General features: G+C 44.5%; 12 protein-coding genes. 4 read left to right on the forward strand and 8 right to left on the reverse strand.

Going from position 1 to position 15,965, the window contains the following annotated elements; all coding sequences use genetic code 11:
- The first annotated feature begins 42 nt into the window (after positions 1-42).
- The 3 genes from AABK40_RS13155 (at position 43) to AABK40_RS13165 (ending at position 5,469) form a co-directional block, all read left to right on the forward strand.
- On the forward strand, positions 43-1,833 hold the full coding sequence (locus tag AABK40_RS13155) for a chloride channel protein (protein WP_338397249.1): 1,791 nt from the start codon (positions 43-45) through the stop codon (positions 1,831-1,833).
- A gap of 227 nt (positions 1,834-2,060) precedes the next feature.
- On the forward strand, positions 2,061-3,371 hold the full coding sequence (locus tag AABK40_RS13160) for a bile acid:sodium symporter family protein (RefSeq protein ID WP_338397250.1): 1,311 nt from the start codon (positions 2,061-2,063) through the stop codon (positions 3,369-3,371).
- A 334-nt stretch (positions 3,372-3,705) separates the two neighbouring features.
- On the forward strand, positions 3,706-5,469 hold the full coding sequence (locus tag AABK40_RS13165; RefSeq protein WP_338397251.1) for an L-dopachrome tautomerase-related protein: 1,764 nt from the start codon (positions 3,706-3,708) through the stop codon (positions 5,467-5,469).
- A 157-nt stretch (positions 5,470-5,626) separates the two neighbouring features.
- Here AABK40_RS13165 and AABK40_RS13170 read toward each other — a convergent pair whose 3' ends face one another.
- From AABK40_RS13170 to nrfH, 8 genes are all read right to left on the reverse strand, one after another.
- Positions 5,627-6,964, reverse strand: a complete 1,338-nt coding sequence (locus AABK40_RS13170) for a tetratricopeptide repeat protein (RefSeq protein WP_338397252.1) — start codon at positions 6,962-6,964, stop codon at positions 5,627-5,629.
- A 131-nt stretch (positions 6,965-7,095) separates the two neighbouring features.
- Positions 7,096-7,923 carry a DUF4331 family protein gene (locus AABK40_RS13175; RefSeq protein WP_338397253.1) on the reverse strand — a complete coding sequence of 276 codons (828 nt, stop codon included), beginning with the start codon at positions 7,921-7,923 and terminating at the stop codon, positions 7,096-7,098.
- A gap of 1 nt (position 7,924) precedes the next feature.
- Positions 7,925-8,620: a DUF4331 family protein gene (locus AABK40_RS13180; protein ID WP_332919534.1), complete on the reverse strand. Its 696-nt coding sequence runs from the start codon at positions 8,618-8,620 to the stop codon at positions 7,925-7,927.
- Positions 8,621-8,869: 249 nt separating this feature from the next.
- Positions 8,870-10,204, reverse strand: coding sequence for an alginate export family protein (locus AABK40_RS13185; protein ID WP_338397254.1), 1,335 nt, complete (start codon positions 10,202-10,204; stop codon positions 8,870-8,872).
- A gap of 24 nt (positions 10,205-10,228) precedes the next feature.
- On the reverse strand, positions 10,229-11,008 hold the full coding sequence (gene ccsA, locus AABK40_RS13190; RefSeq protein WP_338397255.1) for a cytochrome c biogenesis protein CcsA: 780 nt from the start codon (positions 11,006-11,008) through the stop codon (positions 10,229-10,231).
- Positions 11,009-11,020: 12 nt separating this feature from the next.
- Positions 11,021-12,280, reverse strand: a complete 1,260-nt coding sequence (locus AABK40_RS13195; protein WP_332919531.1) for a cytochrome c biogenesis ResB family protein — start codon at positions 12,278-12,280, stop codon at positions 11,021-11,023.
- 86 nt (positions 12,281-12,366) lie between these two features.
- On the reverse strand, positions 12,367-13,863 hold the full coding sequence (gene nrfA / locus AABK40_RS13200) for an ammonia-forming cytochrome c nitrite reductase (protein ID WP_332919530.1): 1,497 nt from the start codon (positions 13,861-13,863) through the stop codon (positions 12,367-12,369).
- A gap of 24 nt (positions 13,864-13,887) precedes the next feature.
- On the reverse strand, positions 13,888-14,466 hold the full coding sequence (gene nrfH / locus AABK40_RS13205) for a cytochrome c nitrite reductase small subunit (protein WP_332919529.1): 579 nt from the start codon (positions 14,464-14,466) through the stop codon (positions 13,888-13,890).
- Positions 14,467-14,869: 403 nt separating this feature from the next.
- Here nrfH and gldB point away from each other — a divergent pair, with 403 nt between their 5' ends.
- Positions 14,870-15,889 (forward strand): gliding motility lipoprotein GldB, encoded by a 1,020-nt coding sequence (gene gldB, locus AABK40_RS13210; protein WP_338397256.1) that lies wholly within the window; start codon positions 14,870-14,872, stop codon positions 15,887-15,889.
- Positions 15,890-15,965: the final 76 nt, after the last annotated feature.

Raw genomic sequence — 15,965 nt, forward strand, 5'->3', positions numbered from 1 at the left:
GATACCGTTCCCATACGGGGAACGAAATGACTTGAGAACAATATGAAGAAAATGCTACGAAAATTCCTCTTCTGGAGGGTAAAGCATATCAGTAATCAACACTTCACCATTTTGCTCAGTGGTGTTGTTGGGATTTTAGCGGGGGTATCCGCTGTACTGCTGAAAGAGACGGTACACGCCTTGCAACATTTGCTCCAGGGGAGCCACACAGAGCTTTATGAAACTCCTTACTACATTCTGTACCCCATCATTGGTATTTTGCTGACGGTAATTATTTCCCGTTACATCATGAAGGAAAGGGTAGGGCACGGAATCTCCGACATCCTGTTCAATATTTCCCAGAAATCAGCCGTCATGGCACGAGGCAAAACATGGTCACGCATGATGCTTTCTGCCATTACTGTAGGTTTTGGGGGTTCAGTAGGACTGGAGGCCCCAATTGTAGTAACAGGCTCTGCCATTGGTTCCAACCTCGCATCGATGATGCACCTGGATTACAACCGCCGCTCACTGATGATTGGTTGTGGTTCCGCCGCCGCCATTGCCGCAATCTTTAACTCGCCTATTGCGGGGGTAATTTTCGCCATTGAGGTCATTCTTTCAGATATCTCCGTATCTGCTTTCATTCCGCTACTCATCGCTTCTTCCGTAGGAACCCTGACAAGCCTTGCTTTGGGAAGCCATGAGATCATGTTCTCCTTTAAACATATTGATGCTTTCAGTGCCAGCGATGCCGTTTGGTTTATTGGTCTTGGCGCCTTCTGTGCACTGATTTCTGTTTATTTCACTCGCGTTTCTTACTTCGTGGAGCCACGCCTTCACAACATTAAACATTACGCACTGCGCGCACTGGCTGGTGGTTTGGCCCTGGCCTTCATTATCGTTTTGTTCCCTTCCATTTACGGTGAAGGTTATGAAACCATCAAAGCACTTCTGAATGGACAAGGCCATGAGGTATTCCACTTTGCAGGCTTCTTCTTCCATAATTCAGGGCAAGGGCCTTACGTCCTGATTGCCATGCTTGCCGGTATTTTGCTACTGAAACCATTCGCGACCTCCCTGACGATCGGTTCTGGAGGCTGTGGGGGTATCTTTGCTCCTTCGCTCTTCTTAGGCGGTATTGCTGGATTTTTGTTCGCTACGGTTATTAACCTGATTGCGGGTTATACCCTTTGTTCGCCCATCAACTTTAGCCTGGTAGGTATGGCTGGGGTCATGAGTGGTGTCCTGCATGCTCCACTGATGGGGATCTTCCTGATCGCAGAAATTACGGGTGGTTATGCCCTGATGGTACCGCTGATGATCGTTTCCGCCATGAGTTTCTTTGTCAGTATGCTCTTTGAAAAACACTCTATTTATACCAAAAAATTGATTGAAAGAGGACAGATTTTCCAAGACGACCGCGATGGTCAGGTACTGAATTCACTGAATATCTCGAAACTCATTGAGACCGATCTGCTGAAGGTTTTGCCAACGGCGACCATTGAAGAAATGATTCCGCTGATCAAAGAGTCGAAGCGAAATATCTTCCCTGTGGTGAATGAGGAAGGGCACCTGAGAGGGATTGTTACACTTGATGATATCCGTGAACTGATGTTCGATGAAACCAAGCGCAAAGAGGTGGTCATTAAAACGATCATGCACAAGCCTCATGCCGAGGTGGATCCTACGGAACATATGCGTAACGTTATGACTAAATTTCAGCGTACAGGCGACTGGAACTTGCCTGTGATCGACAAAGAGAATGATAACCAATATTTAGGCTTCGTTTCCAAAGCTCGAATATTTAATGCTTACAGAACAAAACTGCAACGCCAACAGCACAAAGTGTAATTGCGTTCCGTTTTTATTGATACCAAACAGCCATCACTTTTACTGTAAAGTGATGGCTGTTTTTTTTTGCGCTTTATTTGGTTAACCAATCTTAGGATTTTATAAAGTCAATTCTTAAATTTATTTTATTGATCAAGCCCGATTACCTGCCGCATCAATCAGTAATTTTTGCGCATTGATTGACTCCATCCGTAACGATCATTTTTCAGTCAATAAAATTTTTAACAATGCAAACCAAGTACAAAGTTACAGGCCTCATTTCGGTTGTCGCCTTTTTGCTATTCCTTTATTTCCAACTCACGGACATCACCACTTGGGAAGGGCCCTGCCTGATTACCGCCTTGCTGGCGATGGCCATCACAGCAAAAGGTACGGAGAAATTCAGTGGTTTTTCCTATTCTTTAATGATCCTGACCGCCGTAGCAGTCTCTTTGTATTTCCCTGCCCCCTTTGTCCAGGTAGGTTCATTTCAGATGAAAAACCTCATCGTCCCCCTGTTACAAATCATCATGTTTGGCATGGGATCGCAAATGAGCCTAAATGATTTTGCTGGGGTCATCAAGATGCCCAAGGGCGTACTGATCGGCCTGTGCTGCCAGTTTACCATCATGCCCATCGTTGGTTTTATCATCATTTATATCTTCAATTTCCCTGCTGAAATAGCCGCAGGAATTATCCTGATCGGTTCTTCGCCAAGCGGTATGGCCTCCAATGTGATGTCGTTTATCGCCAAGGCCAATTTAGCGTTATCGGTAACCATTACGGCCTGTGCCACCCTTTTGGCACCTTTCATGACACCCCTGCTGATGAAATTACTGGTGGGCCACATGGTCGCCATTGATTTCTGGGGCATGATGATCGGGATTTTCAGTATGGTGATTCTGCCAATATGCGCAGGTCTGATTTTCAATATGTTTATGCACCGCATCAGGATGAAGCAAAACGACCAATTACAGCTTCTTGTACTGAGTGGTATTATCCTGCTCAAAAACGTGATCAGCTTCCTGACAGCTCCAATGGAAACCAACACCCTGATGATTAATTTCGGTACCGATATGGCTTTGTTTGCTGGTCTGCCTATTGCGCTGGCCACCGCCCTGCGCTATTATCAACAAAACCATCAGGCCATTGACCTTGAAAAAATCCTTTCTTTTATCTCCATGGCAGGTATCGGTTTAATCATCACCATCATCACGGCTGCTGGACGGGACAGCCTTCTGCAGGTGGGGCAAATCCTAATACTCGCGTGTCTGCTCCACAATTGTATGGGGTACACCCTTGGCTACGGCCTGAGTAGGCTTTTCCGACTGAAAGAACAGGATTGCCGCACCATTGCACTTGAAGTGGGGATGCAAAATGGAGGCCTGGCCTCAGGCATTGCCGTAGAGCTTGGAAAAACAGCAACCTTGGGCCTTGCAGCCGCTATTTTCGGGTCTATGATGAATGTAACAGGCTCCTCTCTGGCCTCATGGTGGCGAAGAAGAAGCCCCGAACTACCAGAGGACAAATTGGAAAAAATCCCTGCTGAACTGATTTAAGTTCCGGAAAAAGTTCCCCCTGCTGAAAAATCAACTGGTTAAAAATGGCTGGTGAACGAAGCCGTCAAGTCTGCCGTTCACCAGCCACTTCAGCCAACACTTCTTCAAAATGAACGGGGGGTAGAAATGATGGTACTGTCATTTAAAAATCTTTGAAATACACTTTCATACTCCGCAGCACAATCGTTCAGCCTACGCTCAAAAAACCTCATTTACAGCAACATAAAATAGAAAAAGACTATGATACCGTTTGAATGCAAGCGCATAAAAACAGAATAATCATAAATTTTGATTATTTTAGTGAGATACCATTATCCTACTTATCTATTCAAACATGAAAGTTCTCCACTTCTATTTGCTGGCCTTATTGTTTACTTTCAGTGCTTGCGCTGACAAACAGGAAAATAAAGACGCTCCTTCTGCTTCCACAGATGACCCGCTGACCCTCGTGGCAAGCTCCAAAAATCAATGGACAGGAATTACTATCAGCCCCGAAGGACGAATGTTTGTCAATTTTCCCCGATGGTCAGATAATGTCCCGATTTCAGTAGGAGAAATTGTGGATGGGAAAGTTGTTCCGTTTCCCAATAAAAAGTGGAACGACTATCAAAACACCAAAAAAGACGAACCCCATTTTATTGCTGTACAGTCGGTAGTGGCGGATGAGGCGGGCTTTTTGTGGGTACTTGACCCTGCCAACCCCAAGTTTACAGGCGTCGATAACAAAGGGCCAAGAATTCACCTTTTCCATTTGCATGGCGACCATGACGAATACGTAAAAACCATTTATTTCGACTCAAGCGTTTACAGTCAGAACTCCTATTTCAACGACCTGCGTATCAATCATAAAAATGACATGATCTACATTACCGATTCCGGTGCAGGTGGTTTGATTATTTTGGATCTCAATACAGGTGTTTCAAGAAAAATATTGGCCAACCACCCTTCCACACATGCGGAGACCGGCTACCTGAAGCTGAAAAATGGCTTGTGGAAACGCAATATTCATGCGGATGGCATCGCCCTGAGCCCTGACAAAAAGCACCTCTATTACGCGGCACTTTCAGGGCATAGCCTCTATCGGATTTCGACAGAAGTGCTCGACCATCCTGCCTATAATAATGAAAACTATGTGGAGCATGTGGAGCGAATAGCTTCAATTAATGCCCCCGATGGCATGATGTTCGATCAGGAGGGAAACTTATACCTGGGTGACCTTGAAAACGAAGCCATTGCCATTTATAAGGAAGGCTATTATTTCCGGTGGATTAAAGATCGCCGAATCCGATGGGCTGACACTTTTGCCAAAGACAGTAAGGGGAATATGTACTTCACCACTTCGGAAATCAACTACGGGCAGGAAGAGCAACAAACTTATGCAATTTATAAGCTGAACCAAAAACCGACCCTTCCAAAATCAAAAGGTAAAATACTGCTGGCCATTACGAGTCATCAGAAATTGGGCACTTCAGAAGACGCTAAAAAAACGGGCTATTATCTCTCTGAGGTGAGCCATGCCTACTACACCTTTAAGGCAGCCGGCTATGAGGTCGAATTTGTCAGTCCAAAAGGAGGCAAAAGCTATATGGATGGGGTCGATACCACCGATGTGCAAAATGCCCGCTTTCTCAAAGATGATCAGGCGCAACAAAAAATCAACAACAGCTTTGCCGCTCAGGACATTAAACCGAAAGGCTATCGGGCGATCTACTATGCCGGGGGACATGGAACAATGTGGGACTTTCCCAAGAGCGAACCTTTAGCGAATGTGGCGCAGCAAATTTATGAAAATGGGGGTGTCGTAGGGGCCGTTTGTCATGGACCTGCCGGATTGCTACCTGTTACACTCTCCAATGGCAAGGCACTGATTGACGGAAAGAAGGTGAACGGCTTTACCAATGCGGAAGAAAAAGCGGTGAAGCTGGACAAAATTGTTCCCTTCCTATTGGAAGATCAGCTGAAGGCCAAAGGAGGTATTTTTGAGCATGGAAATAAATGGGAAGAGTTCTCAGTGGCAGATCAGCGAGTGATCACGGGGCAGAACCCTGCTTCGGCGGAGGCTGTGGCGGAGAAGATGGTGGAGTGGCTGGCGAAGTAAAAATGTAGCCTTATATTTTATTTTCTACGTTTTAAAACCCGAGGCTAAAGTGTACTTTCGGTACATACACCCTGAAAGGCTTTTTCAAAAAAGGTATGGAATCCATTCCATGGTATCCATAAAAAAAGAGACGTTCTTCGGAACGTCTCTTTTTTTATTATTCCCCCAACAATTGGTTGATTTCTTTTTCAGCATTGGGACCCAATTCATAAACAGCGCCCTGAAGTTCTTTCAGTAAGGCCCGGCCTTCACCTTCCTCACCCGTATTCAGCAGAATTTTAGCGACTAAAAACTGGCTGTCTGGTGGCAAACCATCCTCATCCAAAAGGTCAAGTGCCGTCTTTTTGGCAGTATCATTTTGTCCGTTGATATACTGCGCATAGGCTAAAAGCGCCTCCACGTCTGGTAAATCCCGCAATGAACGCTCATGCTCCGCTAACTGCAAAGCTTTAGCCTGCGTATTGGGCTTACTGAGCCAATACTTCACCAAATCATGGTTATAGGTATCGCCGTATTTTTCCTGACTTACCAGGTCAGCGAACTGTTGCATAAAGCTTTCTGCACTCTGGCTGTCGCCTCGGTATTCTGCCAAATCGGCTTTCATCAGTAACATCCCGGGATCTTCCGAGCGGACTTTCAGCAGGTGATCGGCTATGGCTTCAGCTTTATCTGCATTTCTTTCTCCCGAAAAGTTGATCCACGCGATGCCCTTAAGCGCATGAAAAGAAAGGGGGGAAACTTTGAGTGCCATTAAATATTGCTCGTAGCTTTTTTCCAGCTCATTATTATGTCCGTAGAAATCTCCCAAATTGGAATGTGCCCAAACAAAAAGTACTTTTTGATCTTCAGGAATAGCAGGAACAATTCGCTCCATAGTTTCTATTGCCTGATCCAGCTTGCCTTGTGCATCATAAATTCTTGCCAGCCGGATGTGGTAGCCGATACCTTGTGTCTCTTCAATTTTTTCAAACTCATCAAGGGCAGGGCGCAGGCCTTGCGTCTCAAAAATGGCATCTACCAATAGCAAACGACTGGAATAAGGGTTTCCGGTAACAGACAACGCCTGTTCAGCACTTGTTTTAGCCGTCTGGAAATCGTGGCGTTGAACGGCATTGCTACTGCGCAGCTGGAACAGCGGTTCCTGGGCTGGTGCAGGTGCAAAGGTAAGTGCTTTCTGCAGGTAATCGTCCGCTATGGCCAACTGGCCGATATCACCCGTCAGTTCATAATGTTCAATGGCCGTTTCTGCCAGCTTTTGTTTGTAAAGAAAATTATTCAGCTGTTCCGACCGCTTTTCTTCCCAGAATTTTTTCACTGATGCATTTTTCGCCACACTTTCATTCATCAGGGTTTCTGCGGAGGCATCAATAGCAAATTGGTAATCGGCTACATTGGTTACTGTGGGGGGATTTTCAGCAATGTTTGGGGAATCGGCATCATCCTGACAAGCCCACATCGCAGGAATCAATATCAAGAGGTAGAATATTTTTTTCATGGGGGTTGGTTATGGTAGAAGCAGGGCTTCCCCTGCCATAATTTAGGTCAAGCCTATCGCTTGCGGTAAAAATAAAAAGCTCTGATCCAAGCGAGATGCTTGAATCAGAGCATGTGTTATGTAATTCCTAATTAATTCGGTGCTGCCACATATGGGAAAGAAGTCGAAAATTCTTTGTCGTTGGCATTAACAAAATCACTGATCAAGCCCTTCTGGGTATCATTGATATTATTTAGGTCTGGTCCACCGAAAGTCAAAATCAAAGTAACATCAACAACATCATCTGCTAATCCACGGCCATTCAAGGTGCCATAGCTTGTTGCTGAAGACTTATCCGATTGCAGTACATCAACGGCCAAAACACTTGCTGTAGTTGCATTGTCAAGTCCTAAAATGTTAGTGTAAGTTGCAGGGTCCAAGCCAATATAAGTTTGCAAAGCGTCGAAAATACCTTTAAATGCATCTGCATTCTGAGCCCCATCTGAAGGCAAGGTCTGATTGTAGGCATTTTTTGTATCTGCATCACCAAAGAAGTTGAAAACCGTGTTAATCGCAGGGCGTCCCATCTGATCTTTAGTCATGAATACAGGGCTTAAAACAGTAATGGTTTCTTCAAGGGTATCATCGCCTTCAGTTCCATTGACCATCAAGCTTACGGTATAGTCACCCGCCATTTCAGGCATGAAAGTCGCCATATCTGTATTGGCATTCAATACGGTCATCTCATTGCCATCTGAATCGGTCACGGTCCAGTCGTAAGTCAGGTTAGTTCCTGCAGAGTTTGATCCATCGAGGTTAATCATGTCAAGAACGTCGTACTCATCATCAAGCTGAAAATCAGCGGCCAGTGCTGGCGGTGCTGGGCTTGGTGCCGGGTTGTCGTTATCATCGCTGCTACATGAAATTGCAAACACCCCCAACAATAGGAGCAAGGGGAGGTAGATATTAAATTTCTTCATCTTATTTTTTCGATTTAGATTCCAACCAAGAAGTAAATTTGGTGGTTTCATTCCCACCGAGCATCGATTTTGGAAGCTCAATAACCATCGACATCACGTTTGTACCTGCGAAGGTATCCGCTCCGCCATCACGGTCAAAACTGGTTGGAGGGTTCTCCGCACCACCAGCACCGTTCACAATAGCTACAAACTTGAAGAAATCCATGAAGAATGGATCATCTCTTGGTCCGGCAAAAACTTTAATGCCGTTCTCCTCCATCACTTTGGCTTCTTCTCCTGCTTTGGTAACATCTACCATTACACGAGGAGCAGAACCCATGATTTCAGAATCAAGGCCAGTTGCTGAAGGGGCAACAGGGCCGATAAATATGGCTTTGTCGCCACGAAAAATCACCTGAATGACCGCGTCTTCAATCGCATCGCCATCATAATCAAGGTTAATTTCATAAAGGTAATCTTCAGAGAAGCTAACATCTGCAGTATTGTCTGGTGCAATCAAGCCATAAACATTCCCTACAAATACGTAATTATCGCTGTTTTCAGGACTTTCAAAAGCGTAATAGTCCGTGATGTCAGCGAGTGAACTCCCCCCATCCAAGGTTCCGACTAATGGAGCGTCAATGTGGTCCGCACTCCATAATCCGACCATCAAGCAAAGCAAGACAGCGGGCAGCCAAATTTTTCTGTTTTTTAGCATAGCTACAGATTAAAGTGATACAAGTTATATACCGTTTGGTATCATACTATTGGCTGTAACAGGCTTTTTTATCAGTAGTTATGAAATTTTCCTATTTAATGATGAACACCATTTTTTTGCACGTATGAAATTTCATCCCGCAATCAACCCGTTGATCACAAATGCTTGCCAGTGATCCACAGGGCGGTAAAGACACAAAAAAAAGCCACCCCCAAAGAGGTAGCTTTTCATATTAAAATAGTGTATTTTTTAAAACTTGCTTGAGAAGATTGTTGGGTTGATGTTGATCATCAACCATCCCCAGTTTTGGCCATTTTGGTTGGTTCCAGGATACAATTGGTTCAAGGCATCTGTTCCGAACATTTGCGAGAAACCACCCATCAGTACAACATCTTTCATCATTTTGTACTTGAAGGAGAAATCCGCTTCAGTTCCTAAATAGTTGCTTTCTGTAGCACCTGATTCAGATTTGATACTTCCAGCACCGTTAAAGTGGTGTGCTGTACCTGTGATCGACAATTTTGGATTCACCTTGTAAGTCGCACCAATGTGCTTATCGAACAAACCGATATTTCTGCCATGGTTACCCACATAGAAGTAATCCATGAAACCATAAAATTTGTGGTGTGTTCCAAACAATGGATCAAATGCCTTTTGTGTGTTGTCTTTAACAGTTGGGTTAATTTCCCCATCGGCATCCAGTTCAGCATCGTTACCTGACAAGTAATCCAAGCCACCGGCGAAGCTCCAGGCAGATCCCTGTTCAGCAAAAATAACTTTCAAAGCCAACATATGGGCATTTACCCCTTGGCCACTGTTATTCTGACCTAATTGCTTATAAAAAGTACCATTAATTTTCCAAGCGCCTTCTTTGAAGTGAAGGTTCGCTCCCAAAGTTTGCAAATCGTAAATGCCATCAACAGCACTTCCGTTTTCCATTTTCTGAAAACCGAGGTTCATCAACAAAGCCGTTGCTGAGAATCGCTCATTGAACTTTTGGCTCATCCATAAAAACTGCATGGTTTTGTATGGCTGTGCGCCTGTTGGATTGTACCACGTATTGTCTTTTGTTTCTGCATTCTGGTTGAATGCCAAACCTACGTGTGCCTGAAAGTTATCAAACTTCATTTTGGTCAGGAAGGCATCATGCCATCTTCCTGACACCTGCCAGTCCAAAGTACCGAGGATACGATCATCATCGTAAGCGAGTTGCTGACGACCAATGCGGAAAGCGAAATGCTCAGAGGCTTTCAATTCTGCCCAGGCCTCGTTCAGCATAAATGTACCTACTGATTCTACCTGTGGTGTTGCACCCCAAACAGAAACATTTTGGCCCGACATACCGACGGTCAATTTTCCTGAGGCATCAGTATAATAAGCACTCAAACGAGCACGGTTATTTACGAAGAAAGCAGGTGTGCTGCCTGTAGACCCCAAAGCACCATTTCTGTATTCCGCACGAGGGCGAATTTGTGCTTTCACCTCCAATTTGGAAGCGTTATCCTGTTGTTCTTGTGCTGAAACCTGAAGAGGCGACCATAGCATGGCAACCATCCCCAAGGCGGCGATGTAAAGATTTTTCATTTAAAAAAATTCGATTAAGTAATGTTATGATGTATAAGTATGCACACTCATTTGGGCTGAAGGAAGGTAATTGATACCAAACCAGCAGATCAGCAGGACAATGAAAGCAATGGCCAGCGTCCAAAGTGCTACATTTTCTTTTTTCGGATGGAAGTGTCTGTAATGGATGTAAACCATATAAGACAGCCAGGTAATGAAAGCCCATGTTTCCTTAGGATCCCAGGTCCAGTAATGGCCCCAGGCTTCTTTTGCCCATAATGCACCAAACAACAAGCCCAGCGTCAAAAATGCCGTTCCTACATTGACAAGGTGATCGGCCACTTTCAGTAAATTAAGGCTTTTTTGTGGCTGAATAAGCCCCTGAATAGCCACTACTGAAGACGCCGAAAGTATCGCGTAAGCAAAAAGATATACGATAACGTGTGGCACAAACCACAGCGATTTCAGGGCGGGCATCAAAGCTTTATTCATGGCCTCCGGGTGCATGATGTTGATCGTGATAAACATCACGGCCATTCCTGCAGAGTAGGCCAACAGCCAGAAGTACTTCCAGCGACGGTAGGCAAACAAGCCAATTAAAGGAATAAATAAGGAGTACCACAGGCGGGTTTCGCCGAGGGTTCTCAGTGGTGGGCGATCAAGGTGCACCCACATGGCGGCCACAAAGCCCCCAAAAATCAGGGAACCTAAAATGAACAATAAGGTTGTTAATCGGCTATCCCACTTTTTGTAAGCGGAAAAGGTACCGGTAAGCCAGAACGCTGCGCTGCCCACACCGATAAAAGGAAAAATCATCCAACTCATCTTTTCAAAAATTTATGCTACAGGACTAACGTCGTCTTTATTTAAAGTAAACAGGTACAATGCACCGACGATCATCATGAATACGCCAATGTAAACTACCCACAGCCATGGATCTCTGACCAACTCTACTACCGAGAGGTTGGACCAACGACCTTTGGAGTCGTCATAGCTTAACTGATAAATTTTCCAGTCACCTACTGAAATTGGGTGGTTTACTTCCACCAAATCTTCAACAGCTTCCTGTTCGCCTTTTTTGAAAACTTTTACGCGGGATGCAAAACGCTTGGGTTCTGGCGGTGCCATGGCCAAGGTATGGGTGCTGTCCAAAGCCAGCCATGCCGGTGAAGCCGCAAAACTTCCTGCACTGATCCAGCCTTCTTTCTGCTCGCCATTCGGCAATGTAACGGTTACATAAGCCGTAGGGGAAGCACCATATTCATTAACCTCTTCGTAACGGGCTTTTCCTGCACTTGCTACATAGGCTGCCGATTTCATCATTCGGCTGGTCTGGATCTTATAACCCATAATATCTCCTGATGTGGAATCTGATTCCACCATCATGAAGAACTGTGGGTCCTGATCGTAAATCGCTCCATCCGTAGGGTTGACCATCATCAGTTTCGGAGCATATTCCTCCATAATAAACTGCTGAAGTTCCAATGCCATATCAAGTTCATGAACACGATCCTGGGCATCGTATGCGCGCCATTCTGCCTGCCCTGTATATAGGTCCATTGACAATCGCTGCACATCGTAAGCACCAAAACCTGCCGCCCAAAGGGCAATCCATAAACCGGCATGATTGGCAAAAAATCCCCAGTTTTTATTTCGCCACGGGAAGCATCGCTTCATCGTCGCAAATCCTAAAGTCACTAACAGGAATATGTAGGAAAGAATGAAAGGGTAAGAACCGGTCATTTGGTTCCAGCCCAAGGTCATGATCCAGTGTGGATCAAGGTGTGGTTGCTGAGGCGTAAGGGCCATGATCGTAGAGAGCAAGCCAAAAAACACCAGACTGACGATCGCTGCCGGAACACCGGAAATCCACTTTACCCAGGCTTTTTTTCTGTTGAGTAAATACAGCACCACAATGCCGAAAAACAGCGCACTTCCACAGATGATATTTGAAGGCCATTGCATGGCGATCTCAGGAAGTGGCCCATTCATCCACTGCAATACTGCTCCGATACCCCATAGGCCTGCCGCCACCACGGTTGCTTCGGCGTAACCCATTGGGCCCGTCCACAACTTCCTTTTCCTACTATTCTCCATCTGACTTAATGATTAAAAAACTTAAAAAGCGAGGGAAAAATAAGTCCCTCGCTTTAAATATTTTGTAAAATTAATCAATTATTAATTTAAAGCAATTTCCCTTTGGCCTTTGCTTCTTTGATCCACTCCGGCAATAAATTTTGCTTGAAGGTCTCTTTGTCTTTGTTCAGTTTGTCCATATCCAAGCCTGCTACTTTTTGAGCTTTCTCTTTCGTAGAGTAATCAGGAAGTGGTACCTCGCCAGTGTAACCCAACTCGATCAACACCTTCTTGATTTCCATTCTTGCTTGGTAAGATTTCTCCAATGCACTACCCAAAATACGACCGATCTCGATTGGTGCGTGGAATGCGGCACCGTGAGATGCTACAGCAAAATCCCATCTCCATCCAGCATGGCGAATCAAAGTCAATGCTTTTTTCATTTGCTTTTCAGTTGCGCCTTTTTCCCATGCGAAACCTGCTTCCAAGTGAGCAATCGACAATTCGCGCTCTACTTTATCACGTGTTTCTTTGATGGCATCCTGACGTTCGTAAACATTGCTGATCAATGTTTTTTCCTCCTCGCGGTGACAAACCTGACAAGAGTTCGCTACATTGTTCAATGGCGACTGAATATGGTGATCGGTGAATTTTTGTCCACCTTCCGTTTTATATGGCATGTGACAATCTGCACAAGATACCCCACGCTGACCGTGAATACCCATTTTCCAAGTTTCATAACCTGGGTGCTGAGCTTTCAACATTGGAGCCTTAGAGATTTTGTGTGTCCAGTCTTTGAAGTCAATGGCATCGTAATATGCTTCCATATCTTCAACCGTTGTTCCTTTATCCCATGGGAAAGTCAGGTAGTTTTGTTTTCCTTCCGACTTGTCGAAATAATACTCTACGTGACACTGCGCACAAACCAAAGAACGCATCTCCTGATGGGAAGCTTTCTCGATATCTTTACCCTGACGCTCGAAAGCCTCTTTCAATGCCGGGCGACTGATCTGCAAGTTCATCGTTTCTGAATCGTGACAATCCGCACAACCGATTGGGTTCACGATCTCAGCACCTTTACCTGCCCATTTTCCTTTGTAGAATTCCGCTACACCATGCTCTTCCATCATACGTGGTACATCTGGTGATTTACATGACCAACATGTTGCTGGCATTGGGCCGTCATCCGGACCAGTAGGAGCACCTGTACGCAAAGTATTCTGGATATCTTCAATCGCATACATGTGGCCACGTGGGGCATTGTAATCTTTAGAGAAACCGTAACCTGCCCAAAGAATTGGCAAGTTTGGATCTTCCTCCAACATATCACGCATCACATTACCGTTGTATTTCGAGGAGAAGTCCATTTCTTTAGTCGCTTCCCATGATTGGTATTCTCTTGGGTAGTTCTTACCCCATAATTCATTTTTTGCTTCTGTCTTGCCAAGCGCAGTCATTGGTTTGTTGACCATCTGTGCTTCCACACGACGCTCAGTAATTGAAGAGGCCAATAGCCCTAAACAAAACACTGCGACCAGCGAAAGGCCAAATAACAACCAACCAAGCCATGGTTTGTTGTTTACACTTTTGGAAATATTTGACATATCGAAAATTATTAATTTAACTTTTTACTTTTTGATTTTTCTTAACCACTCTGGCACGACCGACGACGGTAATGGCACACGAGCATTTGGTGTAGAAGATAAACTGTTCACTCGCCCATGGGGTACTTCCCTGTGGCAATCCCAGCATAACTTTCCTTTGCCATGCTCGGCTTCTTGGTAAGAGACTTGTAAATTCTTGTTGGTCTCTGTTAGGTGATCATGACAACGCTGACAGTTTTCCTGAACAACTCCAGCACCGGCCTCATGGATTTTTATCACTTGAGGTTCCATTCTCAAGGTGAACATCGTTGCGTGACGCAAACCATCCATTGCCTTGAAATAATACTTTCTCAGAGCTGAATCATGCGGAACGTGGCAGTCATTACAAGTTGCCTGTTCCCTATGCGCACTATGTTGCCACGTTGCATATTGTGGTGCCATAATATGGCAATTCACACATGCCGCAGGATCATCTGACAGATAAACCCACGCCTTAGAAACGTAAACAGTATAGGTTGCTAACCCAAAAAATACCCCAAGAAGTATGGTTACCGGGAGTCGCCATTGCTTCGGCGGCACGAAAAATTTGAAAATCTTTCCCATATTTTTTCTTGATTTTGGTCTAATTTCGAGATTATGTAAAGGTATTAATCAGACAATCGAAAGGTGCGCAACTGACAATTATCATATAATGACATTGTATTAAAAATCTATTAGCTTCATTGAAATAATGATAATTCATCAGCCGATCAAGAGATATAAATCATAATTATATCATTATAAATATCAGTGATCAGGAGAAAAAATATTATACTTTTATTTTATCGCTTCATAAAACGATGGGAAAGTGACTCGATATTGATGAATAACCAACTAAAATCCTACACGGTACCTGGCCAACGTTCCGCTTGCAATTAACGCCTGCCAGGTTTTGGGAAATGGAATCGTAGGACAGAAATTTTGTGGTTTAGTGGACTTGCTTAATTTTGTGGAAAGATTTACACCGATGAAAAAAATATCCAGCTATTTATTAGCCTTCAGCGCACTGCTTTTAATCTTCAGTTGTTCCCCACAAGACGACCGATGCGCAAAACAACCCGACACGTCAAACATCAATATAGACCTTCAGTTTGAGCAAACAGAAACTGCCCTAATGCAGGACCGCAGCAAAGCGGGCATTCAAAAATTTCTCGAAGAGCATCCTGCTTTTGCCACCTTGTTTTTAAAGCGCGGGCAACAGCCTCACGATTCCATTTTAGTAAATGACCTTTATCACAGAATCAACCACCCCTCGTTTTTGGAACTGAAGAAACTCACCGATTCCACCTTCAATCAGGTAGATTTAAAAGGGCAGTTTGAACAAGCTTTCAGGAATATAAAATTTTATTACCCTGCATTTCAAGCACCGAGAATTATCACTGGAATTACAGGCTTTGACACCAACTTTCAGGGCTTGGATGATGACCTTTACGTTTCGGATTCCCTGATCGTCATCGGCCTTGATTATTTCCTCGGGCCACAATCTAAATACCGCCCCATTGGTATTCCTGAATATATTCTAAAAAGATATACTCCCACCTATATTGTGCCCTCGGTACTGAATCAGATGGCCAATAAATATATTGGTAACAACCCAAAAGACCGCAGCTTACTCGCCGATATGATTTTCTTTGGCAAGGCATTTTACTTTACCAAAACCATGGCGCCCTGTACACCAGATTCGGTCATTATCGGATACACCGCTGAAGAGCTCCAGGAATCCAAAGACCACAGCCAAATTATCTGGGCAAACCTTGTGAAAAACAAGATGCTCTATGAAACAGGCCACGAGATGAAAAAGAAATTTATTGGAGAGCGACCAAAAACCATCGAAATGGGAGAAAAATGCCCCGGGAGAATCGGTCAATGGGTAGGTTGGGAAATCGTGGAAAAATACATGCAGGCGCGAAAACATACCCACATTCAGGACTTCCTGAAAACTGACAGTGCACCCGCAGTGTTGGCCAAATCGAAATACAAAGGATAATAAAAATGGGTGGCGTGCAGAAGTCCCACTAACTCGTGATGGATAAATGCACTTATCGGTCAGGGGTGGGCGATAG

It is taken from the genome of Persicobacter psychrovividus, assembly GCF_036492425.1.
Lineage (GTDB): Bacteria > Bacteroidota > Bacteroidia > Cytophagales > Cyclobacteriaceae > Persicobacter > Persicobacter psychrovividus.

What these genes read in the sequence shown, in the direction of transcription:
- AABK40_RS13155 (WP_338397249.1), top strand. Translation starts at nt 43, where the DNA reads ATGAAGAAAATGCTACGAAAATTCCTCTTCTGGAGGGTAAAGCATATC.
- AABK40_RS13160 (WP_338397250.1), top strand. Translation starts at nt 2,061, where the DNA reads ATGCAAACCAAGTACAAAGTTACAGGCCTCATTTCGGTTGTCGCCTTT.
- AABK40_RS13165 (WP_338397251.1), top strand. Translation starts at nt 3,706, where the DNA reads ATGAAAGTTCTCCACTTCTATTTGCTGGCCTTATTGTTTACTTTCAGT.
- AABK40_RS13170 (WP_338397252.1), bottom strand. Translation starts at nt 6,964, where the DNA reads ATGAAAAAAATATTCTACCTCTTGATATTGATTCCTGCGATGTGGGCT.
- AABK40_RS13175 (WP_338397253.1), bottom strand. Translation starts at nt 7,923, where the DNA reads ATGAAGAAATTTAATATCTACCTCCCCTTGCTCCTATTGTTGGGGGTG.
- AABK40_RS13180 (WP_332919534.1), bottom strand. Translation starts at nt 8,620, where the DNA reads ATGCTAAAAAACAGAAAAATTTGGCTGCCCGCTGTCTTGCTTTGCTTG.
- AABK40_RS13185 (WP_338397254.1), bottom strand. Translation starts at nt 10,204, where the DNA reads ATGAAAAATCTTTACATCGCCGCCTTGGGGATGGTTGCCATGCTATGG.
- ccsA (WP_338397255.1), bottom strand. Translation starts at nt 11,008, where the DNA reads ATGAGTTGGATGATTTTTCCTTTTATCGGTGTGGGCAGCGCAGCGTTC.
- AABK40_RS13195 (WP_332919531.1), bottom strand. Translation starts at nt 12,280, where the DNA reads ATGGAGAATAGTAGGAAAAGGAAGTTGTGGACGGGCCCAATGGGTTAC.
- nrfA (WP_332919530.1), bottom strand. Translation starts at nt 13,863, where the DNA reads ATGTCAAATATTTCCAAAAGTGTAAACAACAAACCATGGCTTGGTTGG.
- nrfH (WP_332919529.1), bottom strand. Translation starts at nt 14,466, where the DNA reads ATGGGAAAGATTTTCAAATTTTTCGTGCCGCCGAAGCAATGGCGACTC.
- gldB (WP_338397256.1), top strand. Translation starts at nt 14,870, where the DNA reads ATGAAAAAAATATCCAGCTATTTATTAGCCTTCAGCGCACTGCTTTTA.